Genomic DNA, 21,488 nt, shown 5'->3' on the forward strand with positions numbered 1-21,488 from the left:
GATTCTCAACCACGGGCCACCTCCAGGCAGATATCGACCACATCACGGGTGGCATCGGGTTTGGCGAGACGGCGCGCGGCGCCAGCCATATCGTTGAGTCGTTGTGGCTGCATCAAGACCTCTGTCAGGCGTGCAGCGAGATCCGCTGCGCCAGTCGTTCTTTGCGGCATCAGGAAGGCAGCGCCCTCGTGTGCCAAATAATCGGCGTTGCGGGTCTGGTGATCGTCGATCGCATGGGGCAAAGGCACCAGCAACGAGGGCAGACCGGCGGCGGCCAGTTCACTGACGGTCAGCGCGCCTGCGCGACAAACCACCAGGTCGGCCCAGCCATAGGCGTGGGCCATGTCTTTGATGAAAGGCTGCACCTGCGCCTCGACACCCGCAGCGCGGTAACGCTCGGCAGTCACTTCATCGTGGTGTTTGCCGGCCTGATGAAACACCTCCGGGCGCAAGTCTGGGGCGACGAGCGACAGGGCTTCAGGCAGCAACTTGTTCAACGGCTCTGCGCCCAGGCTTCCGCCCAGGATCAGCAAACGCGCCTTGCGTCCGGCCAGGGCCTGACGCGGTGTCTCGAGGAACAGCTCGGTGCGCACCGGATTACCGGTGGTACGCCGACCGTCCGACAGGGTAAAGGTGTCGGGGAACGCTTCACAGACTCGGGCGGCCAACGGCACCAGCAACCGATTAGCGGTACCGGCCACGGCGTTCTGCTCATGAACAATCACCGGCACGCCCGTCAATTTCGCAGCCACCCCGCCAGGGCCGGTCACGTAACCGCCAAAGCCCAGCACGCAAACAGGCTTCAACTGACGGATGACCGCCCGCGCCTGCCAGATCGACTTGAGCAGCATGAACGGCGCCTTGAGCAGCGACAGCTTGCTCTTGCCGCGCAGACCGCTGGCGTTGATCCGGTGCAGCGGCAGACCCGCCGCCGGAACCAGTTCGTTTTCGATGCCACGCGGGGTCCCGAGCCAGTGCACGGTGTAACCGCGCGCCTGAAACTCGCGGGCACAGGCCAGCGCCGGGAACACGTGGCCACCGGTGCCACCGGCCATGATCAGCACGTTAGCGCCCATGGGGTGGCTCCTCGGCAAAGTCGCTTTCCTTGAATTCCATCTCTTCGCTGCCCAGGTGAGTTCGACTTTCCCACTCGATTCGCAACAACAGGCCCAGGCACGCAGAGCAGATTACCAGGGAGCTGCCGCCGTAACTGAGGAACGGCAAGGTCAGCCCTTTGGTCGGCAGCAAACCGACGTTCACCCCGATGTTGATCAGGAACTGGCCGATCCACAGGAATGACAAGCCGTACGCGATGTAGGCGGCGAAGAATTGCTTGGCTTTCTCGGCCCAATAACCGATGTACATGCCACGAATACAGACAAAAACGAACAGCGCTACCGTGCACAAAGAACCCACGGCACCCAGCTCTTCGGCCAGGACCGAGAACACGAAGTCGGTGTGAGCTTCCGGCAGGTAAAACTGTTTCTGCACGCTGTTGCCCAGGCCGACACCCAGCCACTCTCCGCGACCAAAAGCGATCAACGCTTGAGACAACTGATAGCCGGCACCGAACTGGTCCGCCCACGGATCCGCAAAGTTGGTCAAACGCGCCATTCGATACGGCTGCACCTGAATCAACAACACCACCGCCGCAACCGCCAGGACAACCATCAAGGAAAACCGGAACAGCCCCACTCCACCGAGGAACAGCATCGCCGCAGCAGCCCCCATCATCACGACGGTGGCACCGAAGTCCGGTTCCATCAGCAACAGACCCGCCATCGGCAGCAGAACAATGAACGGCTTGAAGAAGCCCATCCAGCTTTCGCGCACTTCTTTCTGGCGACGCACCAGATAACCGGCGAGGTAGATCACCACGAACACCTTGGCGATCTCGGAAGGCTGGACGTTAAAGAAACTGAAGCCGATCCAGCGCATCGAACCGTTCACTTCACGGCCGATGCCCGGAATGATCACCATCACCAGCAAACCGAACGCACCAATCAGCATCAGCCAGCCCAGGCGTTGCCAGGTGGCGATCGGAATCATCATGGTGACAACGCAGGCGCCCAGGCCCAGCACGATGTAGATAAGGTGGCGAATCATGTAGTACAGCGCACTGCCCGACTGCGCCGCCGCCACTTCGGTCGAGGCCGATGCAATCATGACCAGCCCCAGGCCGAGCAATGCCAGACAGCCCGCGAGCATCGGGAAATCGAGGTCAATGCCACGCCCGGTGATGAGCGGCGAAGGATACGGCTTGATGATGTTTCTCAGGCTCATGCCAGATCCTCCACTGCGCGGACGAACTGGTGACCACGTTCTTCGTAGTTCTTGAACATGTCGAAACTGGCGCACGCTGGCGACAGCAACACGGCATCGCCCGGCTGAGCGATGGCCCGGCATTGCTCGACCGCTTCATTCAAGGAGTTGACGTGAATCAGCGGCACGGCATCGCCGATGGCCTGGCCAATCAACCCGGAATCACGGCCCATCAACACCACGGCGCGGCAGTTGGCCGCAACCGGATCACGCAGATCCTTGAACTCGGCACCCTTGCCATCACCACCAGCGATCAGCACGAGTTTGCCGTCGATGTCCGCGCCCAGGCCTTCGATGGCGGCCAGTGCGGCGCCGACGTTGGTGGCTTTGGAATCGTTGTAGTAGCTGACGCCGTCCAGGTCGCGAACCCACTGACAGCGGTGTTCAAGCCCGGCAAAAGTACGCAGGCTCGAGAGCATGGCGTCGAACGGCAGGCCAACGGCGTGCCCCAATGCCAGCGCCGCCAGGGCATTGGACTGGTTGTGGGAACCGCGAATTTTCAACTCGCGCACCGGCATCAGGTTCTGGAACTCGAAGGCCAGGTACTTCTCGCCGTTTTCTTCACGCAGACCAAAGGCCTTGAAATCCGGCTTGCTCAAGCCGAAGGTCCAGCACGGCAGGCCTTCGCTCATCAGCGGACGGCTCAAGGCATCCTGACGATTGACCACCACTTGCTTCGCCCCCCGGAAAATCCGGTGCTTGGCCAAGTGATAGGCCGGCAGACCGCTGTAACGGTCCATGTGGTCTTCGCTGACGTTGAGCACGGTGGCCACTTCAGCGCCAAGCTGATCGGTGGTTTCGAGCTGGAAGCTCGAAAGTTCCATCACGTACAGCTCGACGTCATCGCTGAGCAGGTCCAGCGCCGGCGTACCGAGGTTACCGCCCACGGCGACACGCTTGCCCGCCGCAGCGGCCATTTCGCCGACCAGGGTGGTCACGGTGCTTTTCGCGTTGGAGCCGCTGATGGCAATGATCGGTGCCTTCGCGTTACGCGCGAACAGCTCGATGTCACCGGACAGTTTCACGCCACGGGCCGCGGCCGCTTGCAGGGCCGGTGTCGCCAGGGCCAGGCCGGGGCTCACGTAGAGCTCGTCGGCGCGGCAAAGGAAATCGACGTCCAGGTCGCCACAACGCACTTCCACGTGCGGGTAATCGCGGCGCAGCGTAACCAGCTCCGGCGGATTTTCCCGCGTATCGGCGACGGCAAAGGACACGCCCCGGTTCGCCAGGAAGCGAACCAGGGACATGCCGCTCTTGCCGAGGCCGACAACGATGCGGAAGTGGTCAGAAGCGATCAGAGACACTCGTTCTACCTCAGCTTCAGGGTGGCAAGGCCGACCAACACGAGAATCACGGTGATGATCCAGAAACGGACGATCACGCGCGGCTCGGGCCAGCCCTTGAGTTCAAAGTGGTGGTGAATCGGTGCCATGCGGAACACACGGCGACCGGTCAGCTTAAAGGAGGCAACCTGAATGACCACTGACAGGGTCTCCATCACGAACACGCCGCCCATGATGAACAGAACGATTTCCTGACGAACGATCACTGCAATGGTGCCCAGGGCCGCACCCAGCGCCAGTGCGCCGACGTCGCCCATGAAGACTTGGGCCGGGTAGGTGTTGAACCAGAGGAACCCCAGACCCGCGCCGATCAATGCACCGCAGAAGACGATCAACTCGCCCGCGCCCGGTACGTAGGGAATCAGCAGGTACTCAGCGAATTTCACGTTACCCGACAGGTAGCAGAAGATCCCCAGTGCGCCGCCGACCATCACGGTCGGCATGATCGCCAGACCGTCGAGGCCGTCGGTCAGGTTGACCGCATTGCTGGTGCCGACGATCACGAAGTAGGTCAGGACGATGAAGCCCAGGCCCAGCGGAATGCTGTAATCCTTGAGCATCGGCAGGATCAGCGTGGTTTCGGCCGGGGTTTGTGCGGTCATGTACAGGAAGATAGCCGCGCCGAGACCGAACACCGACTGCCAGAAGTACTTCCAGCGGCTCGGAAGGCCACGGGAGTTTTTCTCGATCACTTTGCGGTAGTCGTCGACCCAGCCAATGGCGCCGAACAACAGGGTTACCAGCAACACCACCCACACGTAGCGGTTGTGCAGGTCTGCCCAAAGCAAGGTACTGACGCCGATGGCGGAAAGAATCAGCGCGCCGCCCATGGTCGGGGTACCCGACTTGGAAAGGTGCGATTGCGGACCGTCGTTACGCACCGACTGACCGATCTGACGATTCTGCAGGGTGCGGATCATCCACGGCCCCAGGCACAGCGACAACGACAACGCGGTCAGTACGCCAAGAATCCCGCGCAGGGTCAGGTACTGGAAGACCGCGAAGCCTTTGTAGAACTGTTGCAGATACTCCGCTAGCAGCAGCAGCATTAATGTTTCTCCCCGCTCGAACCGCACAGAGCCGCAACGACGTTTTCCATCGCCGCGCTGCGCGAGCCCTTGATCAAAATAGTGGTGTTTGTTGCGTGCTCGGCGCCCAGCGCCGCGATCAGATCAGCCTGATTGGCGAAGTGATGTGCGTGCTCACCGAAGGCCGCGACGGCATGCGCCATCATCGGACCAACAGCGTAAAGCGCGGAAACCTTGCCGCGGGCGTACTCGCCCACTTCGCGGTGCCCCTGCTCCGCCCACTCGCCCAACTCGCCGATATCTCCGAGCACCAGGACGGTGCGGCCGGAAAAGCCGGCGAGTATATCAACGGCGGCACACATTGAGGTGGGGTTCGCGTTGTAAGTGTCATCAATTACACGCAGGCCGCTGGTCGCCAACTGGGCAACGGCACGCCCCTTGACTGGTTGCACGGCATTCAGGCCCGCGACGATGCCGAACAACGTCACGCCCAAGGCATGAGCGGCAGCCGCGGCGGCCAAGGCATTCGCCACGTTGTGGTTACCCAGCAGGTTCAGTTGAACGTGCTCGACGCCCAGCGGGCTGTGCAATTTGAAGGACGGGCAGCCACGCGCATCGCGACCCAGGTCGCTGGCATGGAAATCGGCCGCACTGTTGCTCAGGGCAAAACTCAATACCTGACGACCGCCCGCTCGGGTTTTCCAGATCGCGAAGGCCTTGTCATCAAGGTTCAGAACAGCGACGCCATCGGCATCCAGCCCTTCGAGAATCTCGCCCTTGGCTTCAACGATTTTTTCCGGCCCGCCGAACTCGCCCACGTGAGCGGTCCCGGCATTGTTGATCACGGCGACATGCGGCTTGGTCATGCCCACGGTGTAGGCAATCTCGCCGATCCGAGAAGCGCCAAGCTCGATGACGGCAGCCGCGTGTTCGGCCGCCAGTTCGAGCAGTGTCAACGGCACGCCGAGGTCGTTGTTCAGGTTGCCACGGGTCGCCAGCACTGGCCCGCGCGTGCGCAGGATGCTCGCGAGCATTTCCTTGACGGTGGTCTTGCCGCTGGAGCCGGTGATCGCCGCGACTGGATTCGAATAGGCCGCACGGTTCAGCGCGCCCAGTTCGCCCAGGGCCTGACGGGTGTCCTTGACCAGCAACTGAGGCAGGGTGGTGTTTGCCACTTCACGCTCGACCAGGGCTGCGACCGCACCTTTGGCAGCCACCTCGTTCAGGTAGTCATGACCATCGAAACGCGGCCCGGTCAGGGCGACAAACAACTGGCCCGGCTTGATTGCCCGGCTGTCGATGCTCACTCCCTCGAAACGGCTATCGGCGGCGAGCACACGACCGGCCAACGGACCGGCCACGTCACTCAGCAACAAGGCCTTAAGCATGGGCCACCTCCCACGCGGCCAAGGCACGATCGGCCTCCACCAGGTCGGAGAAATCATGGCGTTTGCCGCTGATCTCCTGATAGTCCTCGTGACCTTTGCCCGCGAGGACGATCACGTCATCCGCCGAGGCACCGGCGATCAACTGGGCGATCGCCTGGCCACGGCCAGCGACGAAACGAATGTTATCCACAGCCGTGAAACCGGCGCGGATGTCGTCGAAAATTCGTGCCGGGTCTTCGGTGCGCGGGTTGTCGTCGGTGACCAGCACACCATCGGCCAGACGTTCCACCACTTCAGCCATCAACGGGCGCTTGCCACGGTCGCGATCACCGCCACACCCGAACAGGCAGAGCAATTTGCCCTTGGCGTGCGGGCGCAGCGCGGTCAGGACTTTTTCCAGCGCATCCGGGGTGTGGGCGTAATCGACCACCACCAGCGGCTGAGAGCCGCCGCCCAGACGCTGCATGCGACCGGCAGGGCCTTCAAGTTTCGGCAGCACGCGCAGGATCTCATCCAGCGCGTAGTCCAGCCCCAGCAAGGCACCGACAGCCGCCAACACATTGCTCAGGTTGAAGCGACCCAGCAGGGTGCTGCGCAAATGGTGCTCGCCTTGAGGCGTAACCAGTGTGGCGCGCACGCCTTCGTCGTCGAATTGAGCCTCACGGCAATACAGGTAAGCGCTGGCATCTTCCAGGCTGTAGGTAATCAGTCGGGACTCGCGTTTTTCAGCGGCCAACTGGCGACCGAACTCGTCGTCCAGGTTGATCACCCGGCACTTGAGGTCACTCCAGTCAAACAGCTTGGCCTTGGCTTCGCCGTAGGCCTGCATGGTGCCGTGGTAGTCCAGGTGATCGCGGGAAAGATTGGTCAGCACCGCCACATCGAAGGCCAGCGCGGTGACGCGCCCCTGATCCAGGCCATGGGACGACACTTCCATGGCCACGGCTTTGGCGCCAGCCTTTTTCAGGTCGCCAAGGGTAGCTTGCACCGCAATCGGGTTGGGCGTGGTGTGCAGGCCACTTTGCAGCGCACCGTAAAAACCGGTGCCCAAGGTGCCGACGATGCCGCAGTGCTGTCCCAGCAGGTCCAGTGCCTGCGCAACCAATTGGGTCACGCTGGTTTTGCCGTTGGTGCCGGTCACACCGACCAGATTCAGGTGGCGGCTCGGGTCGCCGTAAAAGCGCCCGGCAATGTCCGACAGTTGCGCGGCCAGCCCCTTGACCGGGATCAGCGGCACGTCGGTAATCGGCAGCACGGTCGCGCCTTCGACTTCGTAAGCCACGGCGGCTGCGCCACGCTGCAAGGCATCGGCGATGTGCGCGCGGCCATCGAGTTTTCCGCCAGGCACAGCGAGGAACAGATCGCCAGCCCGCACATTGCGGCTGTCCAGGGTCAGTTCGCGAATCAGCAGATCACGACCCGCGTGGGCGAAAATCTTGTTCAGGCTCAGAGACATCAGCCACGCCCTCCATTGGCTTTAACGGGAATGACCGGTGCTGCGTTGGCTTGCTGGGTCGGCGGCAGGTTGTCCGGGGTGATGTTCATCAGGCGCAGGGTGCCGGACATCACTTTGCTGAACACCGGCGCAGAGACCAGACCACCGAAGTAGCCTGCCTTGCTCGGCTCATCGATGACCACCACGATGGCATAACGCGGATCACTCATCGGGCCGAAACCGGCGAACAGCGAGCGGTAGGAGTTCTCGGCGTAGCCTTTGGTGCCCACCGACGTTTTACGTGCAGTACCGGACTTGCCGGCCACATGGTAAGCCGGCACTTGGGCACGGAATACGCCACGCGGGGCCTCGATCACTTGCTGCAACATGCCCTGCATGGTTTTCGCGACCTTCTCCGGAATCACCTGGGTGGTTTGCGCAGTCTTGTCGGTCTTGATCAGGGTCAGCGGCGCGATGCGACCGTTGTTGGCCAGCGCCGAGAAAGCGTGGACCAACTGAATGGCGGTCACCGAGAGGCCGTAGCCATACGACAACGTGGCTGTCTCGGCTTTGCGCCACTCGCGATAGTTGGGCAGGTTACCGACGCGTTCACCCGGGAACCCCAGGCCGGTGTCCTGGCCGAGGCCTATTTTCTGCGCCAGGCGGAAAATGGTTTCACCGCCAATATCGAAGGCAACCTTACTCATGCCCACGTTACTGGAGTTGATCAGAATGCCGGTCAGGTCGAGCACCGGCCCTTCGGTCTTGGAGACGTCACGAATGGTGTATTTGCCCAGTTGCAGGGTGCCCGGATAAACCTCGACGGTATCGCTCGGTTTCCAGCGGCCGGTTTCCAGTGCCGCGCTCATGGAGATCGCTTTCATGGTCGAGCCCGGCTCGAACACGTCGATCATGGCGCGGTTACGCATCATTGCCGGTTGCAGGTTGCGACGGTTGTTCGGGTTATAGGTTGGCTGGTTGACCATGGCGAGAATCTCGCCGGTCTTCACGTCCATGATCACCAGGCTGCCAGCCTTGGCGCCGTTTTCGACGATGGCGTTGCGCAGCTCGCGGTTGGCCAGGTATTGCAGGCGCAGGTCAATCGACAACGCCAAGGGCTTGCCGGCCTTGGCGTTTTTGGTGACCTGTATATCTTTAATGAGTCTGCCGCGGCGGTCCTTGATGACCTGACGTTTGCCGGCGACTCCGGCCAGCCATTCGTCATAGGCCAATTCGACGCCTTCCCGACCACGGTCATCAATGTCGGTAAAACCGACCATGTGGGCGGTGACCTCACCGGCCGGGTAAAAGCGCCGGAATTCTTCAATGCCATAAACGCCAGGCACTTTAAGGTCGAGCACGACCTGGCCCTGCTCGGGGGTCAACCCGCGCACCAGGTAAATGAATTCTTTGTTGGCCTGAGCCTCAAGACGCTCGGTCAGCGCCTTCGGGTCCTGCCCCAACGCAACGGCCAAGGCCGGCCACTTGTCCTTGGCCAGTTGCATTTCCTTGGCGTTGGCCCACAGCGTAGTCACCGGAGTACTCACGGCCAACGGCTCGCCGTTGCGGTCGGTGATCAAACCACGGTGAGCCGGAATGGGGATATGGCGAAGACTGCGCGCATCGCCCTGACCGATGAGGAAATCGCGGTCGACCACTTGCAGGTCGATAATACGCCAGGCGATCGCGCTGACCATCAGTGCCAGCAGCCCCAACACCACACGGAATCGCCAGGGAAAGAGGGCGCCCTCGAGTTTCATCATGGCGCCACCATGCGGACTTCTGCCGCGCCCGGGATGTGCATCTTCAATTGTTCGCTCGCCAGCACTTCGATACGGCTGTGCGCGGTCCAGGTGCTTTGCTCAAGAATCAACCGGCCCCATTCGGCTTGCGCCTTGTCGCGCACGCTTAATTCGCCATACAGCGCATTCAGCAACTGACGGTTCCAGTGGGCGCTGTAAGACACCGCAATCGCGGACACCAATATGCCGACGAACAGCAAAAGCATGAAAAAGCTTCCGCCTGGAAGTGGCTTGGCGAAAAGCTTGCTCACCGCAGCTTCTCCGCGACACGCATGACGGCGCTACGGGAACGAGGGTTGGCTTTGAGTTCGGCGTCGGAGGCCGTCCGCGCTTTGCCATGGACTTTGATTTTGGGTTCGAAGGCGACGTGTCGCACCGGCAGGTTGCGCGGCAGGTTGTCGGCTTCACCCTTGACCAGTTTGCGCATGAACAGTTTGACGATACGGTCTTCCAGCGAGTGAAAGCTGATCACCACCAGACGCCCGCCCACTTCAAGGGATTCCAGCGCGGCTTCGAGGCCGGCCTCAAGATCACCCAGTTCGTTGTTGACGTGAATGCGCAGCCCCTGGAACGCACGGGTCGCCGGGTTCTTGCCCTTCTCCCACGCCGGGTTCGCAACTTTCAGGACTTCCGCCAGGTCGCCCGTACGCTCGAACGGTTTGATATCACGACGTTCGGCCACCGCGCGCGCCATACGACCGGAGAAACGCTCCTCGCCGTATTCCTTGAACACACGGGCAATTTCTTCGACGGGGGCGGTGTTGACGAATTCGGCAGCGCTGATCCCGCGGGACGGGTCCATGCGCATGTCCAACGGGCCGTCATTGAGAAAACTGAAACCGCGCTCAGGGTCGTCGAGCTGTGGCGAAGACACGCCCAGATCGAGCAAAACGCCGCTGACTTTACCGGCCAGACCACGCTCGGCTACTTCCGAACCCAGCTCGGCAAAGCTGCGCTGCACAACGACAAAGCGGCCGTCTTCGGCCGCTAGCGTTTGCCCGGTGGCAATCGCTTGGGGATCTTTATCGAACCCCAGCAACCGTCCATCGGGACCGAGCTGGCTGAGTATCAGGCGGCTATGTCCGCCGCGCCCGAATGTGCCATCCAGATAGCAACCATCAGGGCGTACAGCGAGAGCCTCGACGGCTTCGTCAAGCAGTACGGTGATGTGGTTAAAGCCGCTATCAATAGTCACAGGATCAAATCACGCAGTTCATCAGGCATGGCGCCCGGTTGTTGAATAGCAGCCAGGTCCGCAGCAGAAACCGCGTTCCAGGCATCCTCGTCCCACAATTGGAACTTGTTCAGTTGGCCTACCAACATCGCGTGCTTATCCAACTTGGCATAGTCGCGCAGACGGGGTGGAACCAGAAAACGACCACTGCCGTCGAGCTCGAGGTCGACGGCATTACCAATCAGCAAACGCTGCAAACGGCGGTTTTCTTCGCGAAGCGAAGGCAGTGCGCGCAGTTTGGTTTCAATCAGCTCCCACTCATCGAGCGGGTAAACACATAAACAGGGATCAACGGCATCGATCGTGACGATCAATTGCCCGGAACTTCGCGAAACGAGCTCGTCACGATACCGGCTCGGCATGGCGAGTCGGCCTTTTGCATCGAGACTGATAGCGTTGGCTCCGCGAAACACGTCTGCGTTTCTCCAAATATTAGCGTTTTGAGCTCAAAAAACCCACTTCATGCCACTTTCCGCCACTTGCGCACACTATAGGAATGCGCCCACTGCACCGTCAAGGCACGGATTAAAGGAAAACCCTTACAGAACGGAGATTTAGGAGCGTAAGAGGAGGGGTAACGAGAATTTGGCGGAGGATTTTGCCCAATAACTTCAATCCACTCAGAAAGCTAGACTCAGAAGTTAAAGTAATTTGTTAAGAGTAAGATTTTTTCGGTATTACAAAAGCGCTTCTGCTAGTGATTCAAGCAGGGAGGGAAATGGCCACTATCTCGGTGCCACTGCCTTGAGATCAAGCAGGTGGCCAATCAGTATTACCGGTGCTGCTGCCGATGACTCAGCAGACGCGAAAAAAGGTGGAGAGTCGATCTGTAAGCCGGGTTCTGTCTTGAACAGTCATTCGTCTACGATGGCCATCACTGGACACCTTTAGCAACCTACCCGGTCCCAGCGCGGGCCACGCCTTGGGACCCTATTTGGTCTTGCTCCAAGTGGGGTTTACCTAGCCACGAACTGTTGCCAGACGTGCGGTGCGCTCTTACCGCACCTTTTCACCCTTACCGGCGCCGAAGCGCTTAGGCGGTTATTTTCTGTGGCACTTTCCGTAGGCTCACGCCTCCCAGGCATTACCTGGCACTTCGCCCTATGGAGCCCGGACTTTCCTCCCCCCCCTAATTTTCATAGAGGGCAGCGACTGTCCGATCGACTCTCCGCCGCGAAGGTTAACGGCAGAGCGGCCGAAGAACAAGCGCTAAAAGCCTTTTGCCGCTCTACAACCCGCGTTTTTACTCGGTTTTTTGTTTTTCCAGTGCTACCTGATACAGCACATTCTTGCGCTCGCCAGTGATTTGCGCTGCCAGCGCCGCCGCACGCTTGAGCGGCATCTCTTCAAGCAGCAGATTCAAAATGCGCATCGCCTCGCTACTGACCGCATCCTCGGTTTCCGGCGCCGTCCAGCCAGCCACCAGGACCACACACTCGCCGCGCTGCTGATTGCTGTCGGCTTCGACAAACCCGCGCAGCTCAGCCAATGGCAGTCCTTTAAGCGTTTCGAAGGTTTTGGTCAGCTCACGCGCCAGCAAGGCCGGACGCTCAGGACCGAACACCAGTTCCATATCTTGCAGGCATTCAAGAATCCGGTGCGGCGCCTCATAGAAGATCAGCGTGCGCGGCTCTTCCTTTATAGCCTCCAGACGCGCCCGACGCCCCACCGCTTTGGCCGGCAAGAAACCCTCGAAAATAAACCGGTCCGAGGGCAGGCCCGCCGCCGACAGCGCGGCGATCAACGCGCACGCACCCGGCACCGGCACCACACTGATGCCGGCCGCGCGCGCCTGACGCACCAGGTGATAACCCGGATCGGAAATCAGCGGCGTGCCGGCATCGGAGATCAACGCGACATTGTCACCGGCCAGCAAACGCGTGATAAAGCGACTGCCTTCATCGCGTTCATTGTGCTCATGGCACGCCGCCAGCGCAGTGGTGATCCCGAAGTGTTGCAACAAACGCAACGAATGACGGGTATCTTCAGCGGCGATCAACGCCACCTCGCGCAAGATCTTCAGTGCCCGCGCACTGATGTCGTCCAGGTTGCCGATGGGCGTCGCCACCACATAAAGCGAGCCAGCAGCGGAATTCAAAGCACCTGGAGCAGTCAAAACGCACACCTCATGATCGGTAAAACCGGCATTGTAGCGCGTAGAAGCACTTTGAATGCGTGTGGCAGAAATCTTGCGACGCAGGCTTTTCTCGGGTCCAGCAACATTTACACGACCTAAATTGACCGTTTAACGCCAGTAACATCGCGCCCCGGCCAGCGCTTGGGTACAATTCGACGCTAATTTGATCGAGTATCAGGAACACTTACATGATCGCTTGCCTGCGGCTGCTCTCTGCCCTTTGCCTCGCTGCCCTGTTGGCGGCTTGCGCCAGCTCGCCCTCCTCCAGCCTTGGCGAACTTCCACGGACCCCGGATGCCAGTATCGAGCAATTGCTTGAACAGGCGACTGCCAGCAAATCACCGGACAAGGCAGCCTTGCTGCGCTTGAGCGCGGCCGACCTGGCCTACCGCCAGGGCAATGCCGGCAAGTCCGCACAAATTCTTCAACTCGTCCCGCTGGAGCAGTTGAAACCTGGCCAACAGGTCTTCGCCAGCACCCTGGCGGCCGAACTGGCCATGACCCGCAACCAGCCGAAAGCCGCGCTGAGCGCATTGGGTCACCCAAGCCTGCAACGCCTGGGTGAATTGCTGGTGGAGCAACAAGTGCGTACCGGCACTGTTCACGCCCGAGCGCTTGAAGCAGACGGCCAGACACTGGCCGCCGCTCGCGAGCGGATCTTCATCGCACCGCTGCTCAGCGGTGATGCAGCCAGCAAGAACCACGAAAGTATCTGGGCACTGATCGCCTCGCTGCCGACCGAACAGCTGCAACCTGCCAGCACTGACGACCTCGGTGGCTGGTTGAGCCTGGCCCTGGCCGTTAAATCCGCCGGCACCCTGGAGCAACAACAGGCCGCCATCGACAACTGGCGCGCTCAGAACCCCAAGCACCCGGCCGCCATTCAACTGCCGCTGCCACTGACCAAGCTCAAGGAACTGGCCAGCCAGCCACTGAACAAGATCGCCCTGCTGCTGCCGCAAGATGGCCCACTGGCATCGGTTGCCAAAGCACTGCGTGAAGGCTTCATGGCGGCTCATTACCAGGCTCAACAAGCCGGGCAAAAACCGCCAAGCATCCAGTTCTATGACAGCTCGCGCCTGACTTCGCTGGACGAGTTTTATCGCAAAGCCCAGGCCGATGGCGTGCAACTGGTGGTCGGTCCGCTGGAAAAACCACTGGTCAAGCAACTCAGCGCCCGCCCGCAACTGCCAATCACCACCCTTGCGCTGAACTACAGCGAAGGCGAACAAGGCCCTGCGCAACTGTTCCAGTTCGGCCTTGCCGCCGAAGACGAAGCCCGCGAGGTTTCGCGTCGCGCGCGCGCCGACGGCCTGCATCGTGCCGCTGCCATGGTGCCGAAAGGCGAATGGGGCGATCGCGTGCTCAAAGCCTTCCGTCAGGATTGGGAAGCCAATGGCGGCACGGTTATCGGTATCGAGCGCATTGACCAGCCGGTCGCCCTGGCCCAGCAGATCGCCGACCTGTTCCAGTTGCGTCAAAGCGAAGGTCGCGCCAAAAGCCTGCAAAGTACCGTCGGCACCCAGATCGCGGCCCAGCCTGCACGCCGTCAGGATATCGAGTTCATCTTCCTGGCCGGCACGCCTCAGCAAGCCCAGCAGATCAAGCCGACCCTGAACTTCCAGTACGCCGGTGACGTGCCGGTCTACGCGACCTCCCACGTGTACAGCGCCAGCGGTGACCAGAATCAGTACAACGACATGAACGGCATTCGCTTCTGCGAAACCCCGTGGCTACTGGACGCCAACGACCCACTGCGCAAACAAGTGACCGCACAGTGGCCGCAAGCCGGCAGCAGCCTGGGCCGCTTGTACGCCATGGGCGTGGACGCCTATCGTCTGGCGCCGCGCCTGGGCCAGCTCAAGGCCTTGCCGGATAGCCGCATCGAAGGTCAGTCGGGCAGCCTGGGCATGACGCCATCTCAACGCATCCAGCGCCAGTTGCCGTGGGCACAGTTTGTCAGCGGCCAGGTTCAACGCCTGCCCGATACCCCGCGCTGATGCCCGACAGGTCAAGCTCACAAAGCGGTCGAGATGCAGAAAGCCAGGCGCTCAGGCATCTCCAGCAACAGGGTCTGCGCCTTCTGGCGCAGAACTGGTTGTGTAAACGCGGCGAGCTTGATCTGGTCATGCTTGACGGCGATACAGTAGTATTCGTCGAAGTCCGCTACAGACAAAACACCCAATGGGGTGGCGCGCTCGCCAGCATTGATGCGCGCAAGCGTCAAAAATTGATTCTCGCGGCGCAGTATTTTTTGCAGCGCGAGTCACGCTGGGCCAACCACCCCTGTCGTTTCGATGTGGTTGCCATCGACAGCACCGCCGCCCAATTGAACTGGCTACGGAACGCCTTTGACAGCTGAATGCTCTCAGGCAAGGCCGATTTTCACCCTGCACTTTTGCTCTTTGCTTTGCGGGCTGCACATTCCTGTGCCACCACGCCGCGCTACTTAAGGTCACACAGATGGACATGCAATCGCGAATTCGCCAGCTTTTTCAGGCCAGTATCGACACCAAGCAACAGGCGATGGACGTACTTGCACCGCACATCGAGCAAGCCAGCCAGGTGATGGTCAACGCCCTGCTCAACGAAGGCAAAATGCTTTCCTGCGGCAACGGCGGCTCGGCCGGCGATGCCCAGCATTTTTCCTCGGAGTTGCTCAACCGCTTCGAACGTGAGCGTCCGAGCCTGCCTGCCATCGCACTGACAACCGACAGCTCGACGATCACCTCGATCGCCAACGACTACAGCTACAACGAAATCTTCTCCAAACAGATCCGCGCCCTCGGCCAACCCGGCGACGTACTGTTGGCGATTTCTACCAGCGGCAACTCGGCAAACATTATTCAAGCGATCCAGGCCGCACATGATCGCGAAATGATTGTCGTAGCATTGACCGGTCGTGACGGCGGCGGCATGGCTTCGCTGCTTTTGCCCGAAGACGTCGAGATTCGTGTACCGGCCAACGTCACTGCACGTATTCAGGAAGTCCACCTGCTGGCGATCCATTGCCTTTGCGATTTGATCGACAGCCAATTGTTCGGGAGTGAAGAATGACCCCTCATCGCCTTGGCCTTCTGGCCCTGACCCTGTGCCTTGGCATCAGCGGTTGCACCTCGGTGATTACCGCCAGCCGTGAAGCCCCCATTGAAGACGACCGCGGCACCCGCACTTTCGGCAGCAAGATCGATGACTCCTTGATTGATACCAAGGTGGGCGTGAACGTTGCCAAGGCCAATCCGGACCTGGACAACAACTCGCACATCGTCGTCACCAGCTTCAACGGCGTGGTGCTGCTCGCCGGACAAACCCCGCGCGCCGATCTCAAGGAACAGGCCGGGCAAGCTGCAGCCGCCGTTCAGCGCGTCAAGACCGTGCACAACGAACTGCAAATCCTGCAACCATCTTCGTTGCTGGCCCGCCAGAACGATGCCTGGCTGACCACCAAGATCAAAACCCAGATGCTCACCGACGCCAGCATCCCTGGCTCGCGCATCAAAGTCGTGACCGAGAACGGCATCGTCTACCTGCTGGGCCTGCTGACCAAGCAGGAAGCCGCTCAGGCCACCAACCTGGTACAAGGTGTTTCCGGCGTGCAGAAGATCGTGAAACTGTTCGAATACATCGACTGATAACTGCCGCGCCCCTGTAGGAGCACGGCTTGCTCCTACAGTCCGATAGATTGATAGAACAACAGACACAAAAAAGGCGATCCATCTGGATCGCCTTTTTTGTTACTTCACTACCTTCAAGCTTGGCCGGCCGGTTGGGCGTGGCGGCTCGCTATCGGGTGGCGGCAGATCGTCATCGGGCTCGATCTCTTCCTCGTCGTCCATAGGCGATTCCAGGTCGAACACCATGCCCTGGCCATTCTCCCGGGCGTAAATGCCCAGGATCGCAGCGATAGGCACGTACAGGGTGTGCGGCACGCCGCCGAAACGCCCTTCGAAGCTGACCGCGTCGTTGTCCATGTGCAGGTGACGCACAGCGGCAGGCGAAACGTTCAGGACAATTTGTCCATCACTGGCAAAACCCTGTGGCACCTGTACAGACGGGTACTCGGAATTGACCAGCATGTGCGGGGTGCAATCGTTGTCCACAATCCACTCGTAGAGCGCGCGGACCAGATAAGGTCGACTGGAGTTCATAGCGGCTCCTTAAGCCTTAGCGCATATCGCGTTCGACGCCAGACAGACTCGCCTGGAAAGCCTCACGCGCAAACTGGCGCTCCATGTAATCAAGCAGCGGCTTGGCAGGCCGCGGCAGTTCAATACCCAGAATCGGTAAACGCCAGAGTATTGGCAATAGGCAGCAGTCCACCAGACTTTGTTCCTCGCTGAGGAAGAACGGTTTGTCGGCGAACAACGGCGAAACACCGGTCAGGCTTTCACGCAACTCTTTACGGGCCACGGCACGCGCCGCCTCTTTGGTCCGCGAATCCAGGATCAGATCCACCAGACCACACCAGTCACGCTGAATACGATGAATCAGCAGGCGACTGTTGGCACGCGCTACAGGATAAACCGGTAGTAGCGGCGGGTGCGGATAACGCTCATCCAGATATTCCATCACCACGGTCGACTCCCACAACGCCAGGTCACGATCGACCAGGGTGGGCAAGCTGCCGTAAGGGTTCACTTCGATCAGTTTTGGCGGATGACGACCCGCCTCCACACTGATGATCTCGGCGCTGACACCCTTCTCTGCCAGTACGATGCGCACTCGGTGGGAATAGTGGTCAGCGGGGTCGGAGTAACAGGCCAACCGATTGGTCACGCCCATGGCGGTCCTCCTCGCTTGTTGAAATTATCGGAAGCGGAAAAACGCGCGCGCCCAGAGGGCGTCTCCCGTAACGCCTGACGGACCAGGCTCGTTACACGTTCAGAGACGCCCTTGGGCGCGCGCGTTCAACAGCAATTGCTTAACGTTTTATCAATGTACGTCTTTCCAGTATTCACGCTTGAGCAAGTAAGCGAATACGAAGAAGAACGCCAGATACAGCAACACGTAGGTACCGATGCGCTGATGCTGCAGCTTCACCGGGTTGGCCGAGTAGGCCAGGAAGGTCACCAGATTCTTGACCTTCTCATCGAACTGCTCTTCGTTCAGCGCGCCGGTTTTTTCCACGATGGTCAGCTGGTCACACGCCTCATGAGTCAAAGGCGTACCGGTCAGAGGATCATACTGCTTCTTGCCACCCTCGACGATTGGAACCTGCTTGCAACCTACCACCTGACGACCTTGCAGGCCGACCAGAACGTTAGGCATACCGACGTTCGGGAACACCTTGTTGTTCACACCCCAAGGACGCGACGGATCTTCGTAGAACGACTTCAGGTAACCGTAGAGCCAGTCAGTGCCACGAACACGAGCCACCAGGGTCAGGTCTGGCGGCGCGGCGCCGAACCATGCCTTGGCGTCTGCCGGCTGCATGCCGATGCTCATGTGGTCGCCGATCTTGGCACCCGTGAACACCAGGTTTTTCAGCATCAGATCGTGAGGAATCCCCAGATCGTCGGCAACACGCTCATAGCGCTGGAACTTGGCGCTGTGGCAACCCATGCAGTAGTTGGCGAACGTACGCGCGCCGTCCTGCATGGCCGCTTTGTCGGAAACGTCGATATCGACTTTTTCCAGCTCCGGGCCACCGTGTTCAGCCGCAAAGGAGAACACAGGCAACGCCGCGAGAATCAATACAGCAAATAGCTTTTTCATCAGCCAGTCACCCTTTCCGGAACCGGTTTGGTCTTCTCGAGCCTGGTGTAGAACGGCATCAGAATGAAGTAGGCGAAGTACAGGAAGGTACATACCTGCGACAGCAACGTACGACCTGGCGTAGGCGCCAGAACGCCCAGCACACCCAGAATCACGAACGAAATGCAGAACACCCAGAGCCAGATCTTGCTCAGCCAGCCTTTGTAGCGCATGGATTTGACCGGGCTACGGTCAAGCCAAGGCAACACGAACAGCACGGCAATCGCAGCACCCATGGCGATAACACCCAGGAGCTTGTCCGGAACCGCACGCAGGATCGCGTAGAACGGGGTGAAGTACCAAACCGGTGCAATGTGTTCCGGGGTCTTGAAGGCGTTCGCAACTTCAAAGTTAGGCTTCTCGAGGAAGTAACCACCCATTTCAGGGAAGAAGAACACGATCGAGCAGAAGATGAACAGGAACACCACCACGCCGACGATATCTTTCACGGTGTAGTACGGGTGGAAAGCAATGCCATCCAGCGGTACACCGTTTTCGTCTTTGTATTTCTTGATGTCCACGCCGTCCGGGTTGTTCGAACCAACTTCGTGCAGCGCCAGAACGTGCAACACCACCAGACCGAGAATCACGATCGGCAGCGCCACGACGTGCAAGGCGAAGAAGCGGTTCAGGGTAATACCGGAAATCAGGTAGTCACCACGGATCCACTGGGTCAGGTCGTTACCGATGACCGGGATCGCACCGAACAGCGAGATGATCACCTGGGCACCCCAGTAGGACATCTGGCCCCACGGCAGCAGATAGCCCATGAAGGCCTCAGCCATCAGCGCCAGGTAGATCAGCATGCCGAAGACCCACACCAGCTCACGCGGCTTCTGATACGAACCGTAGAGCAAGCCACGGAACATATGCATGTAAACCACGATGAAGAACGCCGAAGCGCCGGTGGAGTGCAGCAGACGCAGGATCGAGCCGTACTCGACGTCGCGCATGATGTATTCGACGGAGGCGAAGGCCTCTTCCGCCGACGGGGTGTAGCTCATGGTCAGCCAGACACCGGTAACGATCTGGTTAACCAGAACCAGCAGTGCCAGGGAGCCAAAGAAGTAGAAGAAGTTGAAGTTCTTCGGGGCGTAATACTTGCTGAGATGGTCTTCCCACATTTTGGTTGCGGGGAAGCGCGCATCAACCCAATCCATGAACTTGCTCATCACGCTTTCTCCGTATCGACGCCAACGACAATGATGTCGTTCGACTCATAGGAATGCGGGGGAACTGGCAGGTTCAAAGGCGCAGGTTGCGACTTGTAGACGCGGCCAGCCAGATCGTAGTGGGAACCGTGGCAAGGGCAGAAATAGCCACCCACCCAGTCTTTGCCCAGATCCGCAGGCGCCACTTCTGGACGGAAGGTCGGCGAACAGCCCAAGTGAGTGCAAATACCGATCAGCAGCAGAATTTCTGGCTTGATCGATCGCACTTCCGGGTCGACATAAGTTGGTTGTGTCGAGTTCTTGGAGGAAGGGTCAGACAGCTGTCCCTCGATCTTCTTAAGATTCCCCAGGATTTCCTCGGTACGGCGGACAATGAACACCGGCTGACCGCGCCACTCAGCAATCATCTGCTGACCTGGTTCAATCTTGCTGACATTCACTTTCACCGGTGCACCTGCAGCTTTCGCCTTGGCACTGGGAAACCATGACCCCACGAACGGGACCGCAGCCCCCACCGCTCCTGCAGCACCCACCACGGATGTGGCTGCTACCAAGAAGCGACGCCGGCCTGCATTCACGCCGTCATTGCTCATTCAGTCCTCTCCCATCAGCTTTGTGGCCTGTTAAATCAGGCATCTACTAAGTAAAAATCTGAACTTATAAAAATTTTGCAGAATGGTAATGAAAAGCCCCTATTCTGACAAGGTAATTACCACCCGACACCAGCGCCAAGCCTTGTAGTATAGGGCCTCTGCGGATGTGGCAAGTTGTCACACCATAAAACGCCGCCCATAAAAAACGCCCAGCTCCGCGAGGAGACTGGGCGCTTTGAACGCGAAAGCGAATTAACGCTTCGAGTACTGCGGACGCTTACGCGCTTTACGCAGACCGACTTTCTTACGTTCAACTTCACGTGCATCGCGAGTAACGAAGCCAGCTTTGCGCAGTGCACCGCGCAGAGTTTCGTCGTACTGCATCAGAGCGCGAGTGATACCGTGGCGGATTGCGCCAGCTTGACCACTTACACCACCACCGATCACGGTGACGTAGATGTCGAATTTTTCGACAGTCTCAGTCAATTCCAGCGGCTGACGAACTACCATGCGGGCAGTTTCGCGGCCGAAGAAATTATCCAGCGAACGGTTGTTGATGGAGATGTTACCAGTGCCCGGACGCAGGAAAACGCGTGCGGTTGCGGTCTTGCGACGGCCAGTGCCGTAATTTTGAGTCGCCGACATAATGAACTATTCCGTTAAAACTTCAGTTCTTGGGGCTGCTGAGCAGTATGAGGGTGTGCAGCGCCCGCATAGACTTTCAGCTTACGATACATGTCGCGACCCAGCGGGTTTTTAGGCAGCATGCCTTTAACCGCGGTCTCGATCACGCGCTCAGGGGCTTTGGCGATCAGCTTTTCGAAGTTGATCGACTTGATGCCGCCCGGGAAACCGGAGTGGGAGTAGTAGATTTTGTCGGTGGTTTTAGCACCTGTTACACGAATCTGCTCAGCGTTGATTACGACGATGTAGTCGCCGGTGTCAACGTGAGGAGTGTACTCAGGCTTGTGCTTGCCACGCAGACGGCTCGCGATTTCGGTGGCCAGACGACCCAGGGTCTGACCAGCAGCGTCGACGACGAACCAGTCGCGCTTTACTGTTTCCGGTTTAGCAGTAAAAGTTTTCATTCTTTATAGCCTCAGGGGCCGCCCTGATAATTTAGACGGCGGATCTTACTGAATAGTGCGTACTTTGACAAGTCAAAGGCAGCCGGATACAGACGCTTTCGGGGGCTCGGGTCGGCGCGTCCGTTCAACGGCAAGATTCTTCGGCGGCGGCGCATCACTTCCACTGCAGAAAGAGGTGCGCAATTATGCAGA

At 59.5% G+C, this 21,488-nt stretch carries 22 protein-coding genes and 1 other RNA gene; 4 read left to right on the forward strand and 19 right to left on the reverse strand.

What is annotated here, in order from left to right; all coding sequences use genetic code 11:
* Positions 1-5: 5 nt before the first annotated feature.
* The 12 genes from murG to rsmI form a co-directional block, all read right to left on the reverse strand.
* The gene (murG, locus tag AC1Z1G_RS21975; RefSeq protein WP_483622447.1) at positions 6-1,076 is read right to left on the reverse strand and encodes an undecaprenyldiphospho-muramoylpentapeptide beta-N-acetylglucosaminyltransferase; all 1,071 of its coding nucleotides are present in this window, start codon (positions 1,074-1,076) and stop codon (positions 6-8) included.
* On the reverse strand, positions 1,066-2,283 hold the full coding sequence (ftsW, locus tag AC1Z1G_RS21980) for a putative lipid II flippase FtsW (protein ID WP_483622448.1): 1,218 nt from the start codon (positions 2,281-2,283) through the stop codon (positions 1,066-1,068). Before ftsW ends, murG begins: the two co-directional genes overlap by 11 nt.
* On the reverse strand, positions 2,280-3,626 hold the full coding sequence (gene murD / locus AC1Z1G_RS21985; RefSeq protein WP_483622449.1) for a UDP-N-acetylmuramoyl-L-alanine--D-glutamate ligase: 1,347 nt from the start codon (positions 3,624-3,626) through the stop codon (positions 2,280-2,282). The genes ftsW and murD overlap by 4 nt, the downstream gene beginning before the upstream one ends.
* A gap of 5 nt (positions 3,627-3,631) precedes the next feature.
* Positions 3,632-4,714, reverse strand: a complete 1,083-nt coding sequence (gene mraY / locus AC1Z1G_RS21990; RefSeq protein ID WP_347901942.1) for a phospho-N-acetylmuramoyl-pentapeptide-transferase — start codon at positions 4,712-4,714, stop codon at positions 3,632-3,634.
* Positions 4,714-6,081 carry a UDP-N-acetylmuramoyl-tripeptide--D-alanyl-D-alanine ligase gene (locus AC1Z1G_RS21995; protein ID WP_483622450.1) on the reverse strand — a complete coding sequence of 456 codons (1,368 nt, stop codon included), beginning with the start codon at positions 6,079-6,081 and terminating at the stop codon, positions 4,714-4,716. Before AC1Z1G_RS21995 ends, mraY begins: the two co-directional genes overlap by 1 nt.
* Entirely contained in the window at positions 6,074-7,537 is a 1,464-nt protein-coding gene (locus tag AC1Z1G_RS22000) for a UDP-N-acetylmuramoyl-L-alanyl-D-glutamate--2,6-diaminopimelate ligase (RefSeq protein ID WP_483622451.1), read from the reverse strand. The genes AC1Z1G_RS21995 and AC1Z1G_RS22000 overlap by 8 nt, the downstream gene beginning before the upstream one ends.
* Positions 7,537-9,276: a peptidoglycan D,D-transpeptidase FtsI family protein gene (locus tag AC1Z1G_RS22005; protein WP_483627959.1), complete on the reverse strand. Its 1,740-nt coding sequence runs from the start codon at positions 9,274-9,276 to the stop codon at positions 7,537-7,539. Before AC1Z1G_RS22005 ends, AC1Z1G_RS22000 begins: the two co-directional genes overlap by 1 nt.
* Entirely contained in the window at positions 9,276-9,569 is a 294-nt protein-coding gene (gene ftsL, locus AC1Z1G_RS22010) for a cell division protein FtsL (protein ID WP_483622452.1), read from the reverse strand. Before ftsL ends, AC1Z1G_RS22005 begins: the two co-directional genes overlap by 1 nt.
* Positions 9,566-10,513, reverse strand: coding sequence for a 16S rRNA (cytosine(1402)-N(4))-methyltransferase RsmH (rsmH, locus tag AC1Z1G_RS22015; protein ID WP_483622453.1), 948 nt, complete (start codon positions 10,511-10,513; stop codon positions 9,566-9,568). The genes ftsL and rsmH overlap by 4 nt, the downstream gene beginning before the upstream one ends.
* Positions 10,510-10,965 carry a division/cell wall cluster transcriptional repressor MraZ gene (gene mraZ / locus AC1Z1G_RS22020; RefSeq protein ID WP_347901946.1) on the reverse strand — a complete coding sequence of 152 codons (456 nt, stop codon included), beginning with the start codon at positions 10,963-10,965 and terminating at the stop codon, positions 10,510-10,512. Before mraZ ends, rsmH begins: the two co-directional genes overlap by 4 nt.
* Positions 10,966-11,366: 401 nt before the next feature.
* An RNA gene (gene rnpB, locus AC1Z1G_RS22025) (RNase P RNA component class A) lies at positions 11,367-11,720 on the reverse strand.
* A 75-nt stretch (positions 11,721-11,795) separates the two neighbouring features.
* The gene (rsmI, locus tag AC1Z1G_RS22030; protein ID WP_483622454.1) at positions 11,796-12,668 is read right to left on the reverse strand and encodes a 16S rRNA (cytidine(1402)-2'-O)-methyltransferase; all 873 of its coding nucleotides are present in this window, start codon (positions 12,666-12,668) and stop codon (positions 11,796-11,798) included.
* Between the two features lie 209 nt (positions 12,669-12,877).
* Here rsmI and AC1Z1G_RS22035 point away from each other — a divergent pair, with 209 nt between their 5' ends.
* The 4 genes from AC1Z1G_RS22035 (at position 12,878) to AC1Z1G_RS22050 (ending at position 16,321) form a co-directional block, all read left to right on the forward strand.
* Positions 12,878-14,689, forward strand: a complete 1,812-nt coding sequence (locus AC1Z1G_RS22035) for a penicillin-binding protein activator (protein WP_483622455.1) — start codon at positions 12,878-12,880, stop codon at positions 14,687-14,689.
* Positions 14,689-15,051, forward strand: a complete 363-nt coding sequence (locus tag AC1Z1G_RS22040) for a YraN family protein (protein ID WP_483622456.1) — start codon at positions 14,689-14,691, stop codon at positions 15,049-15,051. The genes AC1Z1G_RS22035 and AC1Z1G_RS22040 overlap by 1 nt, the downstream gene beginning before the upstream one ends.
* A gap of 101 nt (positions 15,052-15,152) precedes the next feature.
* Positions 15,153-15,746, forward strand: coding sequence for a phosphoheptose isomerase (locus AC1Z1G_RS22045; RefSeq protein ID WP_007904374.1), 594 nt, complete (start codon positions 15,153-15,155; stop codon positions 15,744-15,746).
* Positions 15,743-16,321 (forward strand): BON domain-containing protein, encoded by a 579-nt coding sequence (locus AC1Z1G_RS22050; protein WP_347901950.1) that lies wholly within the window; start codon positions 15,743-15,745, stop codon positions 16,319-16,321. Before AC1Z1G_RS22045 ends, AC1Z1G_RS22050 begins: the two co-directional genes overlap by 4 nt.
* A gap of 102 nt (positions 16,322-16,423) precedes the next feature.
* On the opposite strand, the gene AC1Z1G_RS22055 is transcribed toward AC1Z1G_RS22050, so the two are convergent.
* The 7 genes from AC1Z1G_RS22055 to rplM all read right to left on the reverse strand — a co-directional run bounded on the left by AC1Z1G_RS22055 (position 16,424) and on the right by rplM (position 21,296).
* Positions 16,424-16,837, reverse strand: a complete 414-nt coding sequence (locus tag AC1Z1G_RS22055) for a ClpXP protease specificity-enhancing factor (RefSeq protein ID WP_347901951.1) — start codon at positions 16,835-16,837, stop codon at positions 16,424-16,426.
* A 16-nt stretch (positions 16,838-16,853) separates the two neighbouring features.
* Positions 16,854-17,471, reverse strand: a complete 618-nt coding sequence (locus AC1Z1G_RS22060; RefSeq protein WP_347901953.1) for a glutathione S-transferase N-terminal domain-containing protein — start codon at positions 17,469-17,471, stop codon at positions 16,854-16,856.
* A 150-nt stretch (positions 17,472-17,621) separates the two neighbouring features.
* Positions 17,622-18,404, reverse strand: a complete 783-nt coding sequence (locus AC1Z1G_RS22065; protein WP_483622457.1) for a cytochrome c1 — start codon at positions 18,402-18,404, stop codon at positions 17,622-17,624.
* Positions 18,404-19,615, reverse strand: a complete 1,212-nt coding sequence (locus AC1Z1G_RS22070) for a cytochrome b (protein WP_347901955.1) — start codon at positions 19,613-19,615, stop codon at positions 18,404-18,406. Before AC1Z1G_RS22070 ends, AC1Z1G_RS22065 begins: the two co-directional genes overlap by 1 nt.
* Entirely contained in the window at positions 19,615-20,208 is a 594-nt protein-coding gene (gene petA, locus AC1Z1G_RS22075) for a ubiquinol-cytochrome c reductase iron-sulfur subunit (protein ID WP_347901956.1), read from the reverse strand. Before petA ends, AC1Z1G_RS22070 begins: the two co-directional genes overlap by 1 nt.
* 252 nt (positions 20,209-20,460) lie before the next feature.
* Positions 20,461-20,853 carry a 30S ribosomal protein S9 gene (rpsI, locus tag AC1Z1G_RS22080; RefSeq protein ID WP_002555064.1) on the reverse strand — a complete coding sequence of 131 codons (393 nt, stop codon included), beginning with the start codon at positions 20,851-20,853 and terminating at the stop codon, positions 20,461-20,463.
* Positions 20,854-20,867: 14 nt separating this feature from the next.
* Positions 20,868-21,296 (reverse strand): 50S ribosomal protein L13, encoded by a 429-nt coding sequence (gene rplM, locus AC1Z1G_RS22085; protein WP_019693576.1) that lies wholly within the window; start codon positions 21,294-21,296, stop codon positions 20,868-20,870.
* Positions 21,297-21,488 lie beyond the last annotated feature (192 nt).

The organism is Pseudomonas sp. JL27(2026) (genome assembly GCF_056933555.1).

What these genes read in the sequence shown, in the direction of transcription:
- rpsI (WP_002555064.1), bottom strand. Translation starts at nt 20,853, where the DNA reads ATGTCGGCGACTCAAAATTACGGCACTGGCCGTCGCAAGACCGCAACC.
- AC1Z1G_RS22065 (WP_483622457.1), bottom strand. Translation starts at nt 18,404, where the DNA reads ATGAAAAAGCTATTTGCTGTATTGATTCTCGCGGCGTTGCCTGTGTTC.
- AC1Z1G_RS22045 (WP_007904374.1), top strand. Translation starts at nt 15,153, where the DNA reads ATGGACATGCAATCGCGAATTCGCCAGCTTTTTCAGGCCAGTATCGAC.
- AC1Z1G_RS22055 (WP_347901951.1), bottom strand. Translation starts at nt 16,837, where the DNA reads ATGAACTCCAGTCGACCTTATCTGGTCCGCGCGCTCTACGAGTGGATT.
- AC1Z1G_RS22070 (WP_347901955.1), bottom strand. Translation starts at nt 19,615, where the DNA reads ATGAGCAAGTTCATGGATTGGGTTGATGCGCGCTTCCCCGCAACCAAA.
- AC1Z1G_RS22060 (WP_347901953.1), bottom strand. Translation starts at nt 17,471, where the DNA reads ATGGGCGTGACCAATCGGTTGGCCTGTTACTCCGACCCCGCTGACCAC.
- rplM (WP_019693576.1), bottom strand. Translation starts at nt 21,296, where the DNA reads ATGAAAACTTTTACTGCTAAACCGGAAACAGTAAAGCGCGACTGGTTC.
- AC1Z1G_RS22000 (WP_483622451.1), bottom strand. Translation starts at nt 7,537, where the DNA reads ATGTCTCTGAGCCTGAACAAGATTTTCGCCCACGCGGGTCGTGATCTG.
- AC1Z1G_RS22005 (WP_483627959.1), bottom strand. Translation starts at nt 9,276, where the DNA reads ATGAAACTCGAGGGCGCCCTCTTTCCCTGGCGATTCCGTGTGGTGTTG.
- petA (WP_347901956.1), bottom strand. Translation starts at nt 20,208, where the DNA reads ATGAGCAATGACGGCGTGAATGCAGGCCGGCGTCGCTTCTTGGTAGCA.
- AC1Z1G_RS22040 (WP_483622456.1), top strand. Translation starts at nt 14,689, where the DNA reads ATGCCCGACAGGTCAAGCTCACAAAGCGGTCGAGATGCAGAAAGCCAG.
- AC1Z1G_RS22035 (WP_483622455.1), top strand. Translation starts at nt 12,878, where the DNA reads ATGATCGCTTGCCTGCGGCTGCTCTCTGCCCTTTGCCTCGCTGCCCTG.
- murG (WP_483622447.1), bottom strand. Translation starts at nt 1,076, where the DNA reads ATGGGCGCTAACGTGCTGATCATGGCCGGTGGCACCGGTGGCCACGTG.
- AC1Z1G_RS22050 (WP_347901950.1), top strand. Translation starts at nt 15,743, where the DNA reads ATGACCCCTCATCGCCTTGGCCTTCTGGCCCTGACCCTGTGCCTTGGC.
- ftsW (WP_483622448.1), bottom strand. Translation starts at nt 2,283, where the DNA reads ATGAGCCTGAGAAACATCATCAAGCCGTATCCTTCGCCGCTCATCACC.
- AC1Z1G_RS21995 (WP_483622450.1), bottom strand. Translation starts at nt 6,081, where the DNA reads ATGCTTAAGGCCTTGTTGCTGAGTGACGTGGCCGGTCCGTTGGCCGGT.
- mraY (WP_347901942.1), bottom strand. Translation starts at nt 4,714, where the DNA reads ATGCTGCTGCTGCTAGCGGAGTATCTGCAACAGTTCTACAAAGGCTTC.